Origin of the sequence: Streptomyces sp. NBC_00252 (assembly GCF_036187565.1) — a bacterium.
Lineage (GTDB): Bacteria > Actinomycetota > Actinomycetes > Streptomycetales > Streptomycetaceae > Streptomyces.
The window spans coordinates 7,046,644-7,063,841 of the sequence record NZ_CP108087.1; the positions used below are offsets into that span (position 1 = coordinate 7,046,644).

Here is a 17,198-nt window from a genome sequence, read left to right on the forward strand (position 1 = left end):
AATCGCCGCCTTCCGGCCACTATACGTGGACTCCATCGACCGGAACTGGTATTCAGTCTTCGTATCTGATGGATCGTCAGACTGCGGTACCGGGGAGGCAATCGGCCATGACGGAGCTCGTGGAACACCGACAGCTGTTCATCGGCGGGGAGTTGACCGATCCGCTGGGCACGGACGTCATCGAGGTGATCTCCCCGCACACCGAGGAGGTCATCGGACGCGTCCCGCACGCGTCGACCCAGGACGTGGACCGCGCGGTCGCCGTCGCGCGCAAGGCCTTCGACGAGGGGCCCTGGCCGCGCATGACCCTCGACGAGCGGATCGCGGTCGTCACCCGCATCAAGGACGCGATCGCCGCCCGGTACGAGGAGATCGGCCGCGTCATCTCCTCCGAGAACGGGTCGCCGTACTCCTGGAGCATCCTCGGACAGGCCCTCGGCGCGATGATGGTGTGGGACGCGGCGATCACCGTCGCGAAGGACTTCACCTACGAGGAGCGGCGCGACGGCGTCCTCGGCAAGATCCTCGTACGCCGGGAGCCGGTCGGGGTCGTGGCCGCCGTAGTCCCGTGGAACGTCCCGCAGTTCGTCGCCGCCGCCAAGCTCGCGCCCGCGCTGCTCACCGGCTGCACGGCGATCCTCAAGCCGTCGCCCGAATCGCCCCTGGACGCCTACCTGTTGGGCGAGATAGCGAAGGAGGCGGGGCTGCCGGAGGGCGTCCTGTCGATCCTCCCCGCCGACCGCGAGGTCAGCGAGTACCTCGTCGGACACCCCGGCATCGACAAGGTCTCCTTCACCGGCTCCGTCGCGGCCGGCAGGCGCGTGATGGAGGTCGCCGCCCGCCATCTCACGCGCGTGACACTGGAGTTGGGCGGAAAGTCGGCGGCGATCGTCCTGCCCGACGCGGACCTCACCACCTCCGTCCCCGGCATCGTCTCCGCCGCCTGGATGAACAACGGCCAGGCCTGCGTCGCCCAGACCCGCATCCTCGTACCGCGCTCCCGCTACGACGAGTTCGCGGACGCGTTCGCGGCGGCGGCGAGCGCCCTCGTCGTCGGCGACCCGCTCGACCCGGCCACCCAGGTGGGCCCGCTGGTCGCCAAGCGCCAGCAACAGCGCAACCTCGACTACATCCGCATCGGCCAGGAGGAGGGCGCCAAGATCCTCACGGGCGGCGGCCGTCCACCCGGCCTCGACCACGGCTGGTACGTCGAACCCACCCTCTTCGGCGACGTCGACAACTCCATGCGCATCGCCCGCGAGGAGATCTTCGGCCCGGTCATCTGCCTCCTCCCGTACGGCGACGAGACCGACGCCGTGAAGATCGCCAACGACTCCGACTACGGCCTCAGCGGCAGCGTCTGGACCGGCGACGTCGCCCACGGCATCGACATCGCCCGCCAGGTCCGCACCGGCACCTACTCCGTCAACACCTTCAGCCTCGACATGCTCGGCCCCTTCGGCGGCTACAAGAACAGCGGCCTGGGACGGGAGTTCGGACCCGAGGGCTACTCCGAGTTCCTCGAACACAAGATGATCCACCTGCCCGCCGGCTGGGAGGGGTGAGCGCGATGGGGGTACCTCCCGCGCGAGCGTATTCGAGCGTGGGGGCGGGCGACCGCTGGCAGATAGAGGTCGACCGCTCCATCTGCATCGGCTCGGCACAGTGCACCCACCAGGCCCCCGACCGCTTCCACCTCGACACGGCCATGCAGTCCCACCCGACCGCCCCCGAGTCCGACGCCAACGAGAAGATCCTCGCGGCGGCGGAGGGCTGCCCGGTGGAGGCCATCATGATCACGCTACTGGGCAGCGGGGAGCCGGTGTTTCCGCCGGAGGAGTAGGCGGCTAGTTCGGCTTGTCGGTCGTGGTCCCGGTCAGTCCGTCGAGGTGTTTTCTGATCGTGGTCGCTTCCGGCATGCCGTGTTCCTGGTAGAGGGCGAGTGCGCGTTCGTAGTGGTGGGTCGCGGCGGGGGTGTTCGCCAGGGATGCGTGGGTTTCGGCCAGGCCCGCGTGGGCTCGGGCCTGTTGGCCCGGGTTGCTGATGTCCTCGGCGATGGTGAGGGCCTGGGTGTGGTGGGTGAGGGATTCGGTCGGTTGGGCGGTGGCTCGGGCTGCTTCGCCGAGGCCGTTGAGGGCTCGGGCCTCGCCGTCGCGGTCGCCGTTGCGGGAGTAGAGGGCGAGGGCCTCGCGGTGGCAGGCGGCGGCCTCCGCCGGGCGGTTGCGGAGGGAGTGGACGACACCCAGGCCGTGCAGGGCGCCCGCCTCGCCGTAGGCGTCGCCGACCTCTCTCAGGAGGGCCAGGGCCTGTTCCTGGTGGACGGCTGCCTCGTCCAGGCGGTCGAGGCGGGTCTCGACCGTGCCGAGGTCCATCAGCGCGTGCGCCTCCAGGTAGCGGTTGCCGGTGCGGCGCAGCAGGGTCAGGCACTGGTGGAGGTGGTCGGCGGACTCGTCGTAGCGGCCCAACTGGCCCTCGACATGGGCGAGGTTCTTCAGTGCGATCGATTCGCCGGCCGTGTCGCCGGTGCTTCGGTAGAGCGTCAGCGCCTGCTCCAAGTAGGCGACCGCCGTGCTGAATCGGCCCAGGCGTTCGTCGACCAGGCCGAGGTTGGTCAGGGCGCGGGCCTGGCCCGTCGGGTCGTCGGCCCGGCGGAACAGGGCCAGGGCCTCCTGGAGGTGGTGGCGGGCCGGTTCGTGACGGGCCAGCTGGTAGTGGGCCGTGCCGATGCCCAGGAGCGCGCGGGCCTCGCTCGCCGGGTCGTCGAGCAGGCGGGCCGCGTCGCGGGCGTGGCCGTGGATCGTCAGGCCGTCGGTGTGCCGGCCGCTGACGAGGTGCCGGTACAGGGTCTGCGAGAGACGGATCGCGTGGGTGGGACGGCCGTGCGCGGCGGTGTGGGCCGCCATCGCCGTCAGACACGCGCGCTCGGTGGTCAGCCAGGCGCGGGCCGCGTCCGGGTCCGACAGGTCGGGTACGGGCGTCGACGTCTCGGGCGCGGTGGGGCGTAAGTGGGCCTCGGCCGGGTGGAGTTGGTCCATCGCGGCGGCGGCGGTCGCGAGGTAGTGGTCGAAGAGTCCGTCCAGCGCCGCCTCGCGGGCCTCCGGTGCGTCCTGGGCGCTCGCCAGCCCGGCCGCGTAGGCGCGCAGCAGGTCGTGCATGCCGTAGCGGGCGGCGTCCACGCGCTGGACCAGGTGGGCGCGGGCGAGGACGTCGAGCGATCGCTGGGCTTCGGCCGGAGTGGTGCCGGTGAGCGCGGCGGTGGCGTGCGCGTCCAGGTCGGGGCCGGGCTGCAGGCCGAGCAGCCGGAACGTCCGTGCCGCGTCCGCAGGGAGGTACCGCAGCGACCAGGAGAACACCGTGACCACGGCGGCCCGTGGGTCGCCGTCCGCGTTCAGCAGGAATAATCGCCGCTGCTGGTCGGCGAGTTCGGCCACCAGGTCGGCCAGCGGAGTGGTGGGGCGGGCGGCGGCCAGTTCCGCGGCGACCCGGAGCGCCAGCGGCAGCCGGGCGCACTGCGCGGCGAGGGTACCGACCGCGTCGGGCTCGGCCTCTGCGCGCGGACCGATGAGCCGGCGCAGCAGGGTACGGGCCGCGTCGGCCGGCAGCAGGTCGAGGTCGAGCCGCTGGGCGCCCTCCCGCACGACCAGCCCGGCCAGGCTGTCGCGGCTGGTCACCAGCACCGCGCACGAACCGGTGCCGGGCAGCAGCGGACGGACCTGCTCCACGGTCGCCGCGTTGTCGAGCACGATCAGCATCCGGCGCCCCGCGACCTCCGTGCGGTAGCGCGCCGCCCGGTCGTCCGGCTCCAGCGGGATGTCCTGCCCGGGCACCCCGAGCGCGGTCAGGAAGCGGACCAGCGCGTCCGGGGCGCTCATCGGGCGGTCGAGGTCGTAGCCGCGCAGGTTGACGTACAACTGGCCGTCCGGGAAACGGTCCCGGGCCCGGTGCGCCCAGTGCACCGCCAGCGCCGTCTTGCCCACGCCCGCCGTCCCGGACACCGCCGACACCACCACGGCGGACGGCCGCGGCCCGCTCGCCCCCAACACCTTCTCCAGCCGGGCCAGTTCGTCCTCACGCCCGGTGAAACCGACCGCGTCCAGCGGGAGTTGGGCGGGGACGACCCGGGCGCGCTCGGTGCCGTTCCCGATCCCGTTCCCGGTGCCGTACGGCGGGCGCGGCGCCGCCTTCCCGGTCAGCAGGTCCTGGTGTTCCTGGCGGGCCTCCGCGCCCGGGGTGGTGCCGAGTTCGTCGGCCAGCCGCTTGCGGAGACCGGCGTAGCACGTGAGTGCCTCCGGGGTGCGTCCGGCGGCGTGCAGGGCCCGCATCAGCGCCACCGTGAGCGGTTCGACGAGCGGGTGTTCGGCGACGAGTCCGGACAGCGTGTCGATCACCACGAGGTGCCCGCCGACCCGGAGTTCGGCGTCCGCCCAGGCGAGCACGGCGTCGACGTACTGGTGCAGCCAGCTCTCCCGGGTACGCGCCGCCCACTCCCCGGTCAGCCCGGCCAGCGGCGTACCCCGCCACAGGCCCATCGCCTCCCGCAGCGTCGACACCCGTACGGCGTCGGAGACTTCGGCCCGGCGCGCCCGCGCGACCAGGTCGCGGAAGCGGTGCGCGTCGACCAGGTCCGGGGTGATGTCGAGGCGGTAACCGGCGGGTCCGCGGACCAATACCGGTGCGGGGGAGGGGACTTCGGCACGGTGAGAGTCAGGGGAGCTCACCGGGTCCCCGAAGTCCCCGGCGTCCGGGGCGTGTTCGGAGCCCTCGAACTCCCCGGCAAGTCCCGCCCCCACCTCGCCGAGCACCCGCCGTATCCGGGCGACATGCGCGTACAGCGTGGCCCGCACCTGCGCCGGTGGATCCTCCCCCCACACCCGGTCGATCAGCGTCTCCGCCGGTACCCAGCGGCCCGCGTCCACCAGCAGTGCCGCCAGGACCGTGCGCCGCTTGGCGGGGCCCAGCTCCACCGGACGGCCCGCCACCCATAACTCCACGGGTCCCAGCAGCCGAAATCCCGTCACGCAGCCTCCACCGTCCCGCCCCACGCGCTTCACGGACTCTCCACCGCGCACCCAACCACCTGCCCACCTGCGGGACAAGGTTTACGCAAGGTCGCCGGCCACCTCCCTCCGCCACCTTGAGGGCAGCAACTCGCGCGCACAGGTTCCAGTTATCTCCTCGCCTCCCGCGACCGGTGCGTGTGAGCAACACCCATGGCGCGGCGGACACGGCTCCCGGTGCTGTCCGCGGCCGGCTGCTCCCACGGGGGAGAGCAGTCGGCCGGCGGGCCGGAAAACCCCGCCGTACGCCGACGGGACGCCCAACGGGCCGCCCAGGAGCGGCTGTTGACGGTGTCCGACCGCAAGACCGTGGCGCGCTGTGCGGCCGACCGGAACCGGACGCCGGCAACCGCCACGGCGTGAACGGCCGGTTGCCCCCGCAGCCGGTCGTTCACGCACCCCCGCGGGCGGCCTGCTCCTCGCGGTCCGGGTCCGTCAGGTCGATCAGCCGGCACACCGTCTCGATGTCGATCTTCACCTGGGCGATGGACGCACGGCCCGAGAGCCAGGTGATCAGCGCCGAGTGCCAGGTGTGCTCGATGACGCGGACCGCCGACAGCTGCTCCGGGGTCGGGTCGTCCAGGCCCATCGCGTCCAGGATGATCACCGTGGTCTGCCGGGACACCTGGTCGACCTCGGGGGAGACGCTGCGGTCGGCGAAGGTCAGGGCGCGGACCATCGCGTCGGCGAGATGCGGCTCGCGCTGGAGCGCCCGGAACGCCCGCATCAGGGTCTCCGCGACCCGCTCCGCCGCGCTGTCGCCGCCCGGCGGCTTCTTCCGCAGCGTGCCGTGCATGTGCTCCAACTGGTCCTGCATCGTGGCCACCAGGAGATGCACCTTGGACGGGAAGTACCGGTAGAGCGTGCCGAGCGCCACCTGCGAGGACTCCGCGACCTCCCGCATCTGCACCGCGTCGAAACCGCCCCGGCTCGCCAGCTGCGCGCTCGCGTGCAGGATGCGGCGCCGACGGGCCTCCTGCCGCTCGGTGAGGGGCGGCGAGGTCCGCACGGTGGCTTCGGGCTTGGCTTGCGCTGGCATGGCTCCCGTTCCGTGACTGTCGGTGAGGGCGGGTGATCGGACCGATCATGGCAGGGCGTCGGCCGTGGTGTGAATCACCTGATCCACTTCTCACAGCGCCCGTACCGGCCGGTAGATTCAGAACCTCCTGGACGATCAAGTCTGAAACTTGTTCTAGATTAGCGTCCCGGCGTAATCTCGCGGGACAGTGCAGGGAGAAGGGGGCTCAGAGTGACCGCTGAGGCCAGTCAGGCGGGTCCCCAGGAGGACCTGGCAGCCGACGGCGAGCGACCGCTCCGTATCGCACTCCTCACCTATAAGGGGAACCCGTTCTGCGGCGGGCAGGGCGTCTACGTCCGCCATCTCTCCCGCGAGTTGGCCCGCCTCGGCCACCGCGTCGAGGTCATCGGCTCGCAGCCCTATCCGGTCCTCGACGAGGGCTACGACGGCATCTCCCTCACGGAGCTGCCCTCGCTCGACCTCTACCGCTCACCGGACCCCTTCCGCACCCCGAAGCGCGACGAGTACCGCGACTGGATCGACGCCCTCGAAGTCGGCACGATGTGGACCGGCGGCTTCCCCGAGCCCCTCACGTTCTCGCTCCGCGCCCGCCGCCATCTCCGGTCCAGGCGCGGCGAGTTCGACATCGTGCACGACAACCAGACGCTGGGCTACGGCCTGTTGGGGGACGTCGGCGCGCCGCTCGTCACCACGATCCACCACCCCATCACCGTGGACCGGCAGTTGGAGCTGGACGCGGCCGAGAACTGGCGGCAGCGGATGTCCAAGCGCCGCTGGTACGCCTTCACACAGATGCAGAAGCGCGTCGCCCGCCGGCTGCCCTCCGTGCTCACCGTCTCCGGCACCTCGCGCCAGGAGATCATCGACCACCTCGGCGTCCGCGACGACCGCATCCACGTCGTCCACATCGGCGCCGACACCGACCTGTTCGCCCCGGACCCGTCCGTCCCGCAGGTGCCGGGCCGGATCGTCACCACGTCCAGCGCGGACGTCCCCCTCAAGGGCCTCGTGTTCCTCGTCGAGGCCCTGGCGAAGGTCCGCACGGAACACCCCGACGCGCACCTGATCGTCGTGGGAAAGCGTCCGACGGAGGGCCCGGTCGCCCAGGCCGTCGAGCGCTACGGCCTCGAAGGCGCCGTCGACTTCGTCAAGGGCATCACCGACGCCGAACTGGTCGACCTGGTCCGCTCGGCGGAGGTCGCCTGCGTGCCGTCGCTGTACGAGGGCTTCTCGCTCCCGGCGGCGGAGGCGATGGCCACGGGGACACCGCTCGTCGCGACGACGGGCGGGGCGATCCCGGAGGTCGCCGGGCGCGACGGCGAGACCTGCCTGGCGGTGCCGCCCGGTGACCCCGGCGCGCTGGCGACCGCCCTGAGCCGTCTGCTGGCCGACCCGGTGCTCCGGGCCCGCCTCGGCGCGGCGGGCCGCGAACGCGTCCTGGCCCGCTTCACCTGGGCCAAGGCGGCCGAAGGCACGGTGGCCCGCTACCGCGCGGCGATGCCCGGCCGTACGACCTCCCCCTCCTCCACTCCGAACAGCCTCACCGGTGTCTATCCCGAAAGCAGGGCCACGTGCTGACCGTCGACTTCTCCCGGTTCCCGCTCGCCCCTGGCGACCGTGTCCTGGACCTCGGATGCGGTGCCGGGCGGCACGCGTTCGAGTGCTACCGGCGAGGGGCACAGGTCGTCGCCCTCGACCAGAACGCCGAGGAGATCCGCGAGGTCGCCAAGTGGTTCGCGGCGATGAAGGAGGCCGGCGAGGCCCCCGCCGGCGCCACCGCCACCGCGATGGAGGGCGACGCGCTCCAACTCCCCTTCCCCGACGAGTCGTTCGACGTCGTGATCATCTCCGAGGTGATGGAGCACATCCCGGACGACAAGGGCGTCCTCGCCGAGATGGTCCGGGTGCTCAAGCCCGGCGGCCGCATCGCCATCACCGTCCCGCGCTACGGCCCCGAGAAGGTCTGCTGGGCCCTGTCCGACGCCTACCACGAGGTCGAGGGCGGCCACATCCGCATCTACAAGGCGGACGAACTCCTCGCCAAGATCCGCGAGGCGGGCCTCCGGCCGTACGGCACCCACCACGCGCACGGGCTGCACTCGCCGTACTGGTGGCTGAAGTGCGCGTTCGGCGTGGACAACGACAAGGCGCTGCCGGTGCAGGCGTACCACAAGCTCCTGGTCTGGGACATCATGAAGAAACCCCTCGCCACCCGGGTCGCCGAACAGGCGCTGAACCCGCTGATCGGCAAGAGCTTCGTGGCCTACGCGACCAAGCCGCACCTCCCCCTGGCGGAAGCCAAGTGACCACTCCCCGGACAGAACACCTCGTCCTGCCCGGGGTCCTCACCGCGGAGCAGGCCGCCGCGACCGTCGCGGGCATCCTCGCCGTGCAGCGGGAGGACGGGGCGATTCCGTGGTTCCGAGGGCACCACCTCGACCCGTGGGACCACACCGAGGCGGCGATGGCGCTCGACGCGGCCGGTGAACACGCGGCGGCGGAGCGGGCGTACAACTGGCTCGCGCGGCACCAGAACGAGGACGGGTCGTGGTTCGCGGCCTACGCCGACGGCGATCCGGGTGACGTCACGGACCGGGGGCGCGAGACCAACTTCGTCGCCTACATCGCGGTCGGCGTGTGGCACCACTACCTCGCCACCGGCGACGACACGTTCCTCGACCGGCTGTGGCCGCATGTCTTCGCCGCGGTCGAGTTCGTGCTGCGGCTCCAGCAGCCGGGCGGGCAGATCGGATGGAAGCGGGAGGACGACGGTACGGACACGGCGGACGCGCTGTTGACCGGGTCCTCGTCCATCCACCAGGCGTTGCGGTGTGCCCTCGCCATCGCCGAGCAGCGTGAAGAGCCACAGCCGGACTGGGAGTTGGCGGTCGGGGCGCTCCGGCACGCGATCCGGCGGCATCCCGAACGGTTCCTGGACAAGGACCGGTACTCGATGGACTGGTACTACCCGGTCCTGGCCGGGGCGTTGACCGGTGTGGAGGCCAAGTCCCGGGTGGAGGAGGGCTGGAGCCGGTTCGTCGTGCCCGGGCTCGGGGTGCGGTGTGTCGTCCCCAATCCGTGGGTGACGGGTGGGGAGTCGGCCGAACTCGCCCTCGCGCTCTGGGCGTTGGGGGAGTCCGATCGGGCGTTGGAGATCCTTCAGTCCATTCAGCATCTGCGTGATGCCGAGAGCGGGCTGTACTGGACCGGGTATGTCTTCGACGACGACGCGGTGTGGCCGCGGGAGTTGACCACGTGGACCGCGGGGTCGTTGCTGCTGGCCGTGGCCGCGCTGGGCGGGCATGACGCGACCTGTGCGGTGTTCGGTGCGGAGCACTTGCCGTTGGGGCTGGATCCGGACTGTTGTTGAGCGCGGGCCGGTGGGGGCTGGTCGCGCAGTTCCCCGCGCCCCTAAAAGGGGCAGCGAGCCCTGCTTTTAAGGGTGCGGGGAACTGTGTGACCAGCCTTGCTCAGCGGGAGACCCGGTTGGCTATCGCGTGGCCGATGAACAGGTACACCACCGCTGCCAGGCCGTAGCCGCAGACAACCCTTGCCCACGCCTCGTCGAAGGTGAACAGGTCGCGGGACCAGCCGGCGAGCCAGTTGGCCGAACGGTGGACGAACTGCACGAGGTCGTTCGCGCGGTTGGCGTCCAACAGGTACATCAGAATCCAGAGGGCCAGAATGAGGGCCATGATGTCGGCGATGATCACTATGACGTTGCCGACTGAATTCGAACCGCGTCTGTAGTAGGGGGACATGCCAAGCGGATTGCCGCTTCCGACCGGATGAAACCCGAACGGCTTCCCCCGGGTGGCGCGGCGGGCCGAACCGGGTGAGGCTGCCGGGGTAAGGACACCCACTCGGGGAGAACACCCCGGAGGACCCCGTGCCCGTACCGATACGGCGCCTCTTCGTGGCGCTCACCCTGTGCTGCGCCCTGCTCGCCGGCGGCACCGCCTGCGGCAGCGCGACCACGGACGCCACCCAGGACACCGCGGCCGTCGTGGCTGCCGCCACGCCGAGTCCCAGCACCTCCGCCCAGCGGCAGAAGCTGGCCAAGACCCGCTTCGTCGCCAACGCGAGCCTCGCCGCGGGCGCCACCTACCAGTGGATCGTGAAGCCCTGGAAGGCGGGCAAGTTCAAGAAGGGCGCGAGCGGACGCAGGTTCGCCCTCGTCAAGGCGGGCCTCGCGGGCGCCTTCGCGTACAACCGGCTCAAGGCCGCCAAGCGCAACGCCCAGGGCGACCCCACGCTGTCCAAGGCGCTCGCTCCACTGACCGCCGGGATCGACTCCCTCAAGGACCTGCCGTCCAAGCTCCGCAAGGGCGACTCGACCGACGCGACGGCCAGTTCCTTCGACGACATCATCAACAAGGTCAAGGAAGCGGGCAAGAACGCCGGCGCCGAGGTGACCGACAAGGTGCCGTCGGCGGGCCAACTGACGGGCGGCTGAGGTGGAGTTGAGCTGCTCCTAGGAGTTCAGCTCGGCCAGTACCCGTAGCGTGTGCGGGTCGGGCGCAAGGGCCAGGAGATCCGTCACCGGGCCCTTGCGCCACAACTCCAGCCGTTCCGCGATGCGTTCACGCGGGCCGACGAGCGAGATCTCGTCGGCGAACGCGTCCGGCACGGCGAGCACGGCCTCTTCACGACGCCCGGCGAGGAACAACTCCTGTATCCGCCGGGCCTCTTGCTCGTACCCCATGCGTGCCATCAGGTCGGCGTGGAAGTTCCGGGCCGCGTGCCCCATCCCGCCGATGTAGAAGCCGAGCATCATCTTCACGGGCAGCAGGCCTTCGGCGACGTCGTCGCAGACCTTCACCTGTGCCATGGGCGCGACGACGAAGTCGTCCCGGAAGGTGGTCGTGCCGTAGACCTCGGGGCGGCTCGGCGACCAGTACAGCGGCAGCCACCCGTCCGCGATCGCCGCCGTCTGCGCCACGTTCTTCGGCCCCTCCGCGCCGAGCAGCACCGGCAGGTCCGAACGGAGCGGGTGCGTGATGGACTTGAGGGCCTTGCCGAGCCCCGTGCCGTCCGCGCCGCGATACGGGTGCGCGTGGAACCGCCCGTCCATCTCGACCGGCGCCTCCCGCCGCAACACCTGCCGTACGACCTCGACGTACTCCCGGGTCGCGGTCAGCGGCGACTTGGGGAACGGCCGCCCGTACCACCCCTCCACCACCTGCGGCCCCGACAGCCCGAGCCCGAGCAGCACGCGTCCGCCGGAGAGATGGTCGAGCGTGAGCGCGTGCATCGCGGTGGTGGTCGGCGACCGGGCCGCCATCTGCGCAACGGCCGTACCCAGCTTGATCGTTGTGGTCTGCGCCGCGATCCAGGTCAGGGGAGTGAAGGCGTCGGACCCCCACGACTCGGCCGTCCACACGGAGTCGTACCCGAGCCGCTCGGCCTCCAGCGCCAGCGGCAGATGGTCGGCGGAGGGCCCGCGCCCCCAGTACCCGAGTGCGAGACCGAGCCGCATATCGCCTCCAGAGCAACTGATCTGACGGTGCGTCAGTCGACAGATCGACGGCTGCGACTGTACGACAACGGCCCCCCGCCCGGAAGGGCGAGGGGCCGTGGGAGACGGTGCGGGGCTCAGCCGCGCTGGATCCCCGAGGTGTCCTGAAGGACGCCACGACGGCCGTCCTGCGTCTGCGCGACAAGGGCCGGACCGCGCTGCTCGACGGCCAAGTACCAGGTGCCCGGCGCGAGTTCGGCGATCGGCGACGGCGATCCGTCCTCCGCGAACAGCGGCCGGGCCACCGGCACGGCGAACCAGAACGGCGAGAAGTCCCCGGCCGGAGCCGGTGCGGGGGCCGGCTGCGGCTGCCCGAACGGCTGCGCGGCCTGCGCCTGCTGCGGCGGAGTGCCGTACGAGGACTGCGGCGCACCCGGACCGGCGGGACCGGCGCCGGGGTAGCCGTAACCACCGGGCGGCTGGGCGCCATAGGGCTGCGGGGCGGCCGGCTTGGGGGCCGGGACGAGAGCGGCCTGGAGCGGCGGGAGCAGCGGGGTGGCGATGGCGCCGCCGGCCAGGACGAGGGAGGCGATGAAGCCGAGGATGAGACCGGCACCCGCGCTGAGGCCGTCCGGGACATCCACCAGGGTCCAGAACAGGGCCCAGACCACCAGGACCGAGAACGCGACGCCCGCCTGGCCCAGTTCGAGACCCGCGATCTTGCGCGGCTGCGGCAGCAGGCGGTTGACGACGATCAGGGCAGCGCCGATGACCCCACCGATGTAGAGGCCCAGACCGTCGCCGAGATAGTCCCAGGCGGTCGGAGCGTCGCTGTAACCGGTGGCTGTGTAGAAGCTGAGAAACGACGCGATGAAGAGCAATACCGCTGCTCCGATCACCACGCCGTCGCCTCGTGTGAGGGAGCGGATATTCACTTCAGGTCCTTCGTAGGTCGTCTCGTCGTCGGTAGACCCTATCGTCCACCCTGTCTGGGTGTCCGCCCGGATCAGCCCACTGATCGTTACCCGCGCAGGAAACTCACGATTCCCTCAGAGATTCCCTGCGCCGCCTTCTGTCGCCAGGCGCTGTTCGTCAGTAGTGCGGCATCCTTGCTATCGCGCATGTTGCCGCACTCGATGAACACCTTGGGAACCGTTGACAGATTGAGACCGCCCAGGTCCTTACGCGTGACGAGACCGGTGCCTTCGCCGATGTAATTGGAGAACGGTTCGCCCGTCGCGCGACGGTAGTCGCCCGCGATGCCCCGGCCGAGCGTGGCGGAGGGGGCGACGATGGCGCGGGTGTCGGCGGAGCCCGCGTGCACGGAGCCCGGCAGGATCACATGGAAGCCGCGGTCGCCGACCGGTGCGCCGTCCGCGTGGATGGAGATCGCGGCGTCCGCGTGCGCGTCGTTCCCGATCCGGGCCCGCTGGTCCACGCACGGCCCCCAGGCGGGGGAGTCGCCGTCGTGCGTCAACTTCACCGTGACGCCCTGCCGTTCGAGCAGCGCCTTCAGCCGGTGCGAGACGTCCATCGTGAACTGGGCTTCCGCGTAACCCGCGTTGGTCGACGTCCCGGTGGTGTCGCACTCCTTCCAGTTCGTGCCGATGTTCACCTTGCGGTTGATCTCGGCGGTGTGCTGGAAGTTGGTGGCGTTGTGCCCCGGGTCGATGACGACGACCTTGCCCTTGAGGGAACTCGGCCCCGGCGGCTTGTCGTCGTTGGACGCGGTGCCCGACGGGGAGAGGGGCGCACCGGCCGACGCGGAGGACGTGCTGCCCGCCGCGCTGCCCGAGCTGTCGCCCGGGGCGCCGACGGCCTCGTACACGAACCATCCGATCAGGGCCCCCGGGACCAGCGCGGCCAGCGCCACGGTCAGGGGCCCCCGGCGGGGACGGCGGGGCTGTGGGGGATCGAAGTCCGGACCTACGTACGACACGCAGCCACCCTAGCCGCCTCGCCGGGCGGGTTTGCCGAACCGGCAACAGGAGTCGCGCGCGTCCCCGCCGACGACCGACGATCGAGGGACCAGCCCCCGTCCAGGAGGACTCAAGACCATGGTCAAGGACGTCACACACCGGCTCGTGCCCGCCCCCGCCGGCCGCATCCACCTCGCCGAACAGGGCACCGGCCCCCTGGTCCTGCTGGTGCACGGCTTCCCGGAGTCCTGGTACTCATGGCGCCACCAGCTGCCCGCCCTCGCCGCGGCCGGCTACCGCGCGGTCGCCGTCGACGTGCGCGGCTACGGCCGCTCGTCGAAGCCGGACGACGTGTCGGCGTACCGCATGCTCGACCTGGTGGAGGACGCCGTGGCGGTCGTACAGGCCCTGGGCGAGCGGTCCGCGGCGATCGTCGGCCACGACTGGGGCGCGGGCATCGCCGCCCACTCCGCCCTCCTGCGCCCGGACGTCTTCCACGCCGTAGGACTGCTCAGCGTCCCCTACGCCCCGCGCGGCGGCCCGCGCCCCAGCGAGATCTTCGCGGGGATGGGCGGGGACGAGGAGTTCTACGTCTCCTACTTCCAGGAGCCGGGCCGGGCGGAGACGGAGATCGAACCGGACGTACGGGGCTGGCTTGCGGGTTTCTACGCCGCCTTCTCCGCCGACACGATGCCCGCACCCGGCGCCCCCGACCCGCACTTCGTGATCAGGGACGGCGACGGCACCCTCCGCGACCGCTTCCCGGCGAAGACACCGGCGTGGCTGGGCGCGGACGAACTCGACGTCTACGCGGGCGAGTTCGAGCGCACGGGCCTGACCACCGCCCTCAACCGCTACCGCAATATGGACCGCGACTGGGAGGACCTGGCGGCCTACGACGGCGCGCCCATCACCCAGCCGTCCCTGTTCCTCGGCGGCTCCCTGGACGCCTCCACCACCTGGCTGTCCGACGCGATCGCCGCGTATCCCACGACCCTGCCCGGTCTGCGCGGCTCGCACATCCTGGAGGGCTGCGGCCACTGGATCCAGCAGGAACGCCCGGCGGAGGTCAACCAGCACCTGACCAACTGGCTGGCCGGGCTGCCCAGTTGACCTCAGAAACCGCTGCCGGTACGCCGTAGGACCCGCAGCGAGCCGCTCACCGACACCTCCGTGAACGCGCCGGACTCCAGTGCCCGCAGATACACCCGGTACGGCGCCTGCCCGGTGAACTCGTCCTCCGGGTCGGGGAACACGTCATGGATGACCAGCAGCCCGCCCTCGGCGACATGGGGCGCCCAGCCCTCGTAGTCCCCGTTCGCGTGCTCGTCGGTGTGCCCGCCGTCGATGAAGACGAGGGCGAGGGGGGTGCCCCAGATCCGCGACACCTGCGGCGACCGCCCGACGAGAGCGACCACGTGCTCCTCCAGCCCCGCCTTGTGCAGGGTCCGCCGGAACGTCGGCAACGTGTCCATCAACCCGATCTCCGGGTCCACGGTCTCCGGATCGTGGTACTCCCACCCCGGCTGCTGCTCCTCACTGCCCCGGTGATGATCGAGGGTGATCGCGGTGACACCGGCCTCACGGGCGGCGTCGGCGAGGAGGATCGTTGAACGACCGCAGTACGTCCCGACTTCGAGGAGGGGGAGACCGAGGCGTCCGGCTTCCACGGCGGCGGCGTGCAGGGCGAGCCCCTCGTCGACCGGCATGAATCCCTTGGCCGCCTCGAACGCGGCGAGGATCTCGGGCTTGGGTGCCGGTGACATGGGACGGTCCCTTCGGTACGGGGCGAGCTGGTGGGCGCAGGCCAGGCTACGTCCCTTCAGGGGCGCGGGGAACTGCGCGACCAGCCCCCCGCGCACCTGCAGACAACGAACTACCGACTACGCGCTGACGGTCTCGCCGGGCAACGACAGATCCAGGTCAACCGCGACGGAGTCCCCCGCGTGCGTCGCGGACGAGGCCAGCGGACCGTGCCCCGAAGCCCGCGCCGCCAGCACATACGCCCCCTGAGACGGCACAGCGAGAACGTAACTCCCGTCCTCGGAGGACAACGTGGCCCCCGCCTGCCGCCCCCGCCGATCGATCAACGTGACCTTGGCCCGAGCGACAGGAACCCCGTCCGCACTCAGCACCCGTCCCCGGAACCCCCGAAGGACCTCCTCGGCCCGCTCGAGGTTCGCCTCTTCCTCACTGCTGAAGTTCAACTGCGGCGCCCGGTTCGGCTTCGGCAGGAACAGCGCCATCAGCAGACCGACGGCAACCGCACCCGTGGCGATCAGGAACGACACGTGGAACCCGTGCATCGTCGGGATGGCGACCCCGCCCACATGGTTCGCGGTGTTCGCCAGCACCATCCCGATCACCGCGCTGGAGACGGACGTACCGATGGACCGCATCAGGGTGTTGAGTCCGTTGGCCGCACCGGTCTCGGAGGCGGGCACCGCACCCACGATCAACGCGGGCAACGAGGAGTACGCGAGCCCGATGCCCGCACCGAGCACGACGGCGATGACCAGCGACTGCCAGGCCGCACTCATGAGGCCGAGCCCCGCGCCGTAGCCGATACCGATGATCAGCATGCCGAGGATCAGGGTGACCTTCGGCCCGTACTTCGCCGAAAGGCGGGCGTAGACGGGGGCCGTGAACATCATCGTCAGACCGAGCGGCGCCACCAGCAGACCGGCGCTGACCATCGACTGCCCGAGACCGTAGCCCGTGGACTTCGGCAGCTGGAGGAGCTGGGGCAGGACGAGGGAGACGACGTAGAAGGAGACACCGACCATGATCGAGGCGAGGTTGGTGAACAGGACCGCCGGGCGGGCGGTGGTGCGCAGGTCGACCAGCGGGGCCTTCAGACGCAGCTCCATCACGCCCCACAGCAGCAGGACGACGACGGCCGCGGCGAACAGCCCGAGCGTGGTGCCGGAGGTCCAGCCCCAGTCGCTGCCCTTGGTGATCGGCAGGAGGAAGAGGACCAGGCCCACGGAGAGACCGATCGCGCCGAGCACGTCGAAGGTGCCCTCGGCGCGCATCGGGGACTCCGGTACGACGAGGAGGGTGAGGCCGATCGCGAGAACACCGAGGCCGGCGGCGCCGTAGAAGAGGGCGTGCCAGTCGGCGTGCTGCGCGACCAGGGCCGCGGCGGGCAGCGCGAGGCCACCGCCGACGCCGATCGAGGAACTCATCAGCGCCATCGCCGAGCCGAGCTTCTCGCGGGGCAGCATGTCGCGCATCAGGCCGATGCCGAGGGGTATCGCGCCCATCGCGAAGCCCTGCAGCGTACGGCCGGCGATCATCGTGAGCAGATCGCTGGTGAGGGCGCTGACCAGAGCTCCTACGACCATCACGGCCAGGCTGGTGATCAGCATCCGGCGCTTGCCGTAGAGGTCGCCGAGGCGGCCCATGATCGGCGTGGCGACGGCTCCGGAGAGGAGAGTCGAGGTCAGGACCCAGGTGGCGTTGCTGGGCTCGGTGCCCAGCAGCTGCGGCAGGTCCTTGATGACCGGGACGAGCAGGGTCTGCATCACCGCGACAACGATGCCCGCGAAGGCGAGCACCGGCACGACGGCGCCGGACGGCCTCCGTGCGGGCTGGTCGGTCGACGTGTGCGTCATGGAGTGGGGCCTCCAGGCCGTAAGGGGGTGATCCGTGCGGGGTGGATCCGTACGAGGTGGACTGATCCGTGCGGGATAAGTGCACGGTAAACCTCGTATGCACGGGCA

At 71.1% G+C, this 17,198-nt stretch carries 16 protein-coding genes; 8 read left to right on the forward strand and 8 right to left on the reverse strand.

Translation table 11 applies throughout. The annotated features are described in order from the left end of the window. The first annotated feature begins 107 nt into the window (after positions 1–107). Both OHT77_RS31225 and OHT77_RS31230 read left to right on the forward strand, forming a co-directional pair. Positions 108–1,565, forward strand: a complete 1,458-nt coding sequence (locus tag OHT77_RS31225) for an aldehyde dehydrogenase (RefSeq protein ID WP_328831741.1) — start codon at positions 108–110, stop codon at positions 1,563–1,565. A gap of 5 nt (positions 1,566–1,570) precedes the next feature. Further along, positions 1,571–1,843 (forward strand): ferredoxin, encoded by a 273-nt coding sequence (locus OHT77_RS31230; protein ID WP_328831742.1) that lies wholly within the window; start codon positions 1,571–1,573, stop codon positions 1,841–1,843. 4 nt (positions 1,844–1,847) lie between these two features. On the opposite strand, the gene OHT77_RS31235 is transcribed toward OHT77_RS31230, so the two are convergent. Next, positions 1,848–5,018 (reverse strand): AfsR/SARP family transcriptional regulator, encoded by a 3,171-nt coding sequence (locus tag OHT77_RS31235; RefSeq protein WP_328831743.1) that lies wholly within the window; start codon positions 5,016–5,018, stop codon positions 1,848–1,850. A gap of 192 nt (positions 5,019–5,210) precedes the next feature. Between OHT77_RS31235 and OHT77_RS31240 the strand changes: the two genes are divergently transcribed. After that, positions 5,211–5,420, forward strand: coding sequence for a hypothetical protein (locus OHT77_RS31240; RefSeq protein ID WP_328831744.1), 210 nt, complete (start codon positions 5,211–5,213; stop codon positions 5,418–5,420). 28 nt (positions 5,421–5,448) lie between these two features. On the opposite strand, the gene OHT77_RS31245 is transcribed toward OHT77_RS31240, so the two are convergent. Further along, positions 5,449–6,096 carry a TetR family transcriptional regulator gene (locus OHT77_RS31245; protein ID WP_328831745.1) on the reverse strand — a complete coding sequence of 216 codons (648 nt, stop codon included), beginning with the start codon at positions 6,094–6,096 and terminating at the stop codon, positions 5,449–5,451. Positions 6,097–6,306: 210 nt separating this feature from the next. Here OHT77_RS31245 and OHT77_RS31250 point away from each other — a divergent pair, with 210 nt between their 5' ends. The 3 genes from OHT77_RS31250 to OHT77_RS31260 are packed head-to-tail and all read left to right on the forward strand — an operon-like array spanning position 6,307 to position 9,466. After that, positions 6,307–7,674: a glycosyltransferase family 4 protein gene (locus OHT77_RS31250; RefSeq protein ID WP_328831746.1), complete on the forward strand. Its 1,368-nt coding sequence runs from the start codon at positions 6,307–6,309 to the stop codon at positions 7,672–7,674. Next, positions 7,668–8,402, forward strand: a complete 735-nt coding sequence (locus tag OHT77_RS31255) for a class I SAM-dependent methyltransferase (RefSeq protein ID WP_328831748.1) — start codon at positions 7,668–7,670, stop codon at positions 8,400–8,402. Before OHT77_RS31250 ends, OHT77_RS31255 begins: the two co-directional genes overlap by 7 nt. Further along, positions 8,399–9,466 carry a prenyltransferase/squalene oxidase repeat-containing protein gene (locus tag OHT77_RS31260; protein ID WP_328831749.1) on the forward strand — a complete coding sequence of 356 codons (1,068 nt, stop codon included), beginning with the start codon at positions 8,399–8,401 and terminating at the stop codon, positions 9,464–9,466. Before OHT77_RS31255 ends, OHT77_RS31260 begins: the two co-directional genes overlap by 4 nt. A gap of 100 nt (positions 9,467–9,566) precedes the next feature. Here the strand turns inward: OHT77_RS31260 and OHT77_RS31265 are convergent, their stop codons facing one another. Beyond that, positions 9,567–9,857, reverse strand: a complete 291-nt coding sequence (locus OHT77_RS31265) for a hypothetical protein (RefSeq protein WP_266768160.1) — start codon at positions 9,855–9,857, stop codon at positions 9,567–9,569. 128 nt (positions 9,858–9,985) lie between these two features. Here OHT77_RS31265 and OHT77_RS31270 point away from each other — a divergent pair, with 128 nt between their 5' ends. After that, entirely contained in the window at positions 9,986–10,552 is a 567-nt protein-coding gene (locus tag OHT77_RS31270) for a hypothetical protein (RefSeq protein ID WP_328831750.1), read from the forward strand. An 18-nt stretch (positions 10,553–10,570) separates the two neighbouring features. Here the strand turns inward: OHT77_RS31270 and OHT77_RS31275 are convergent, their stop codons facing one another. From OHT77_RS31275 to OHT77_RS31285, 3 genes are all read right to left on the reverse strand, one after another. Next, positions 10,571–11,575: an LLM class F420-dependent oxidoreductase gene (locus OHT77_RS31275; protein ID WP_328831752.1), complete on the reverse strand. Its 1,005-nt coding sequence runs from the start codon at positions 11,573–11,575 to the stop codon at positions 10,571–10,573. Positions 11,576–11,691: 116 nt separating this feature from the next. Next, the gene (locus tag OHT77_RS31280; RefSeq protein ID WP_328831753.1) at positions 11,692–12,456 is read right to left on the reverse strand and encodes a hypothetical protein; all 765 of its coding nucleotides are present in this window, start codon (positions 12,454–12,456) and stop codon (positions 11,692–11,694) included. 119 nt (positions 12,457–12,575) lie between these two features. Then, on the reverse strand, positions 12,576–13,493 hold the full coding sequence (locus OHT77_RS31285) for an N-acetylmuramoyl-L-alanine amidase (protein WP_328831754.1): 918 nt from the start codon (positions 13,491–13,493) through the stop codon (positions 12,576–12,578). A 118-nt stretch (positions 13,494–13,611) separates the two neighbouring features. Between OHT77_RS31285 and OHT77_RS31290 the strand changes: the two genes are divergently transcribed. Beyond that, on the forward strand, positions 13,612–14,586 hold the full coding sequence (locus OHT77_RS31290; protein ID WP_328831755.1) for an alpha/beta fold hydrolase: 975 nt from the start codon (positions 13,612–13,614) through the stop codon (positions 14,584–14,586). 2 nt (positions 14,587–14,588) lie between these two features. Here the strand turns inward: OHT77_RS31290 and OHT77_RS31295 are convergent, their stop codons facing one another. Together OHT77_RS31295 and OHT77_RS31300 are read right to left on the reverse strand one after the other, a co-directional pair. Continuing rightward, positions 14,589–15,239 carry a class I SAM-dependent methyltransferase gene (locus OHT77_RS31295; protein ID WP_328831756.1) on the reverse strand — a complete coding sequence of 217 codons (651 nt, stop codon included), beginning with the start codon at positions 15,237–15,239 and terminating at the stop codon, positions 14,589–14,591. Between the two features lie 117 nt (positions 15,240–15,356). Next, entirely contained in the window at positions 15,357–17,090 is a 1,734-nt protein-coding gene (locus OHT77_RS31300) for an MFS transporter (protein ID WP_328831757.1), read from the reverse strand. Positions 17,091–17,198 lie beyond the last annotated feature (108 nt).

Coding starts and splice junctions, on each gene's coding strand:
- OHT77_RS31225 (WP_328831741.1), top strand. CDS start 108: ATGACGGAGCTCGTGGAACACCGACAGCTGTTCATCGGCGGGGAGTTG.
- OHT77_RS31230 (WP_328831742.1), top strand. CDS start 1,571: ATGGGGGTACCTCCCGCGCGAGCGTATTCGAGCGTGGGGGCGGGCGAC.
- OHT77_RS31240 (WP_328831744.1), top strand. CDS start 5,211: ATGGCGCGGCGGACACGGCTCCCGGTGCTGTCCGCGGCCGGCTGCTCC.
- OHT77_RS31245 (WP_328831745.1), bottom strand. CDS start 6,096: ATGCCAGCGCAAGCCAAGCCCGAAGCCACCGTGCGGACCTCGCCGCCC.
- OHT77_RS31265 (WP_266768160.1), bottom strand. CDS start 9,857: ATGTCCCCCTACTACAGACGCGGTTCGAATTCAGTCGGCAACGTCATA.
- OHT77_RS31275 (WP_328831752.1), bottom strand. CDS start 11,575: ATGCGGCTCGGTCTCGCACTCGGGTACTGGGGGCGCGGGCCCTCCGCC.
- OHT77_RS31290 (WP_328831755.1), top strand. CDS start 13,612: ATGGTCAAGGACGTCACACACCGGCTCGTGCCCGCCCCCGCCGGCCGC.
- OHT77_RS31295 (WP_328831756.1), bottom strand. CDS start 15,239: ATGTCACCGGCACCCAAGCCCGAGATCCTCGCCGCGTTCGAGGCGGCC.
- OHT77_RS31300 (WP_328831757.1), bottom strand. CDS start 17,090: ATGACGCACACGTCGACCGACCAGCCCGCACGGAGGCCGTCCGGCGCC.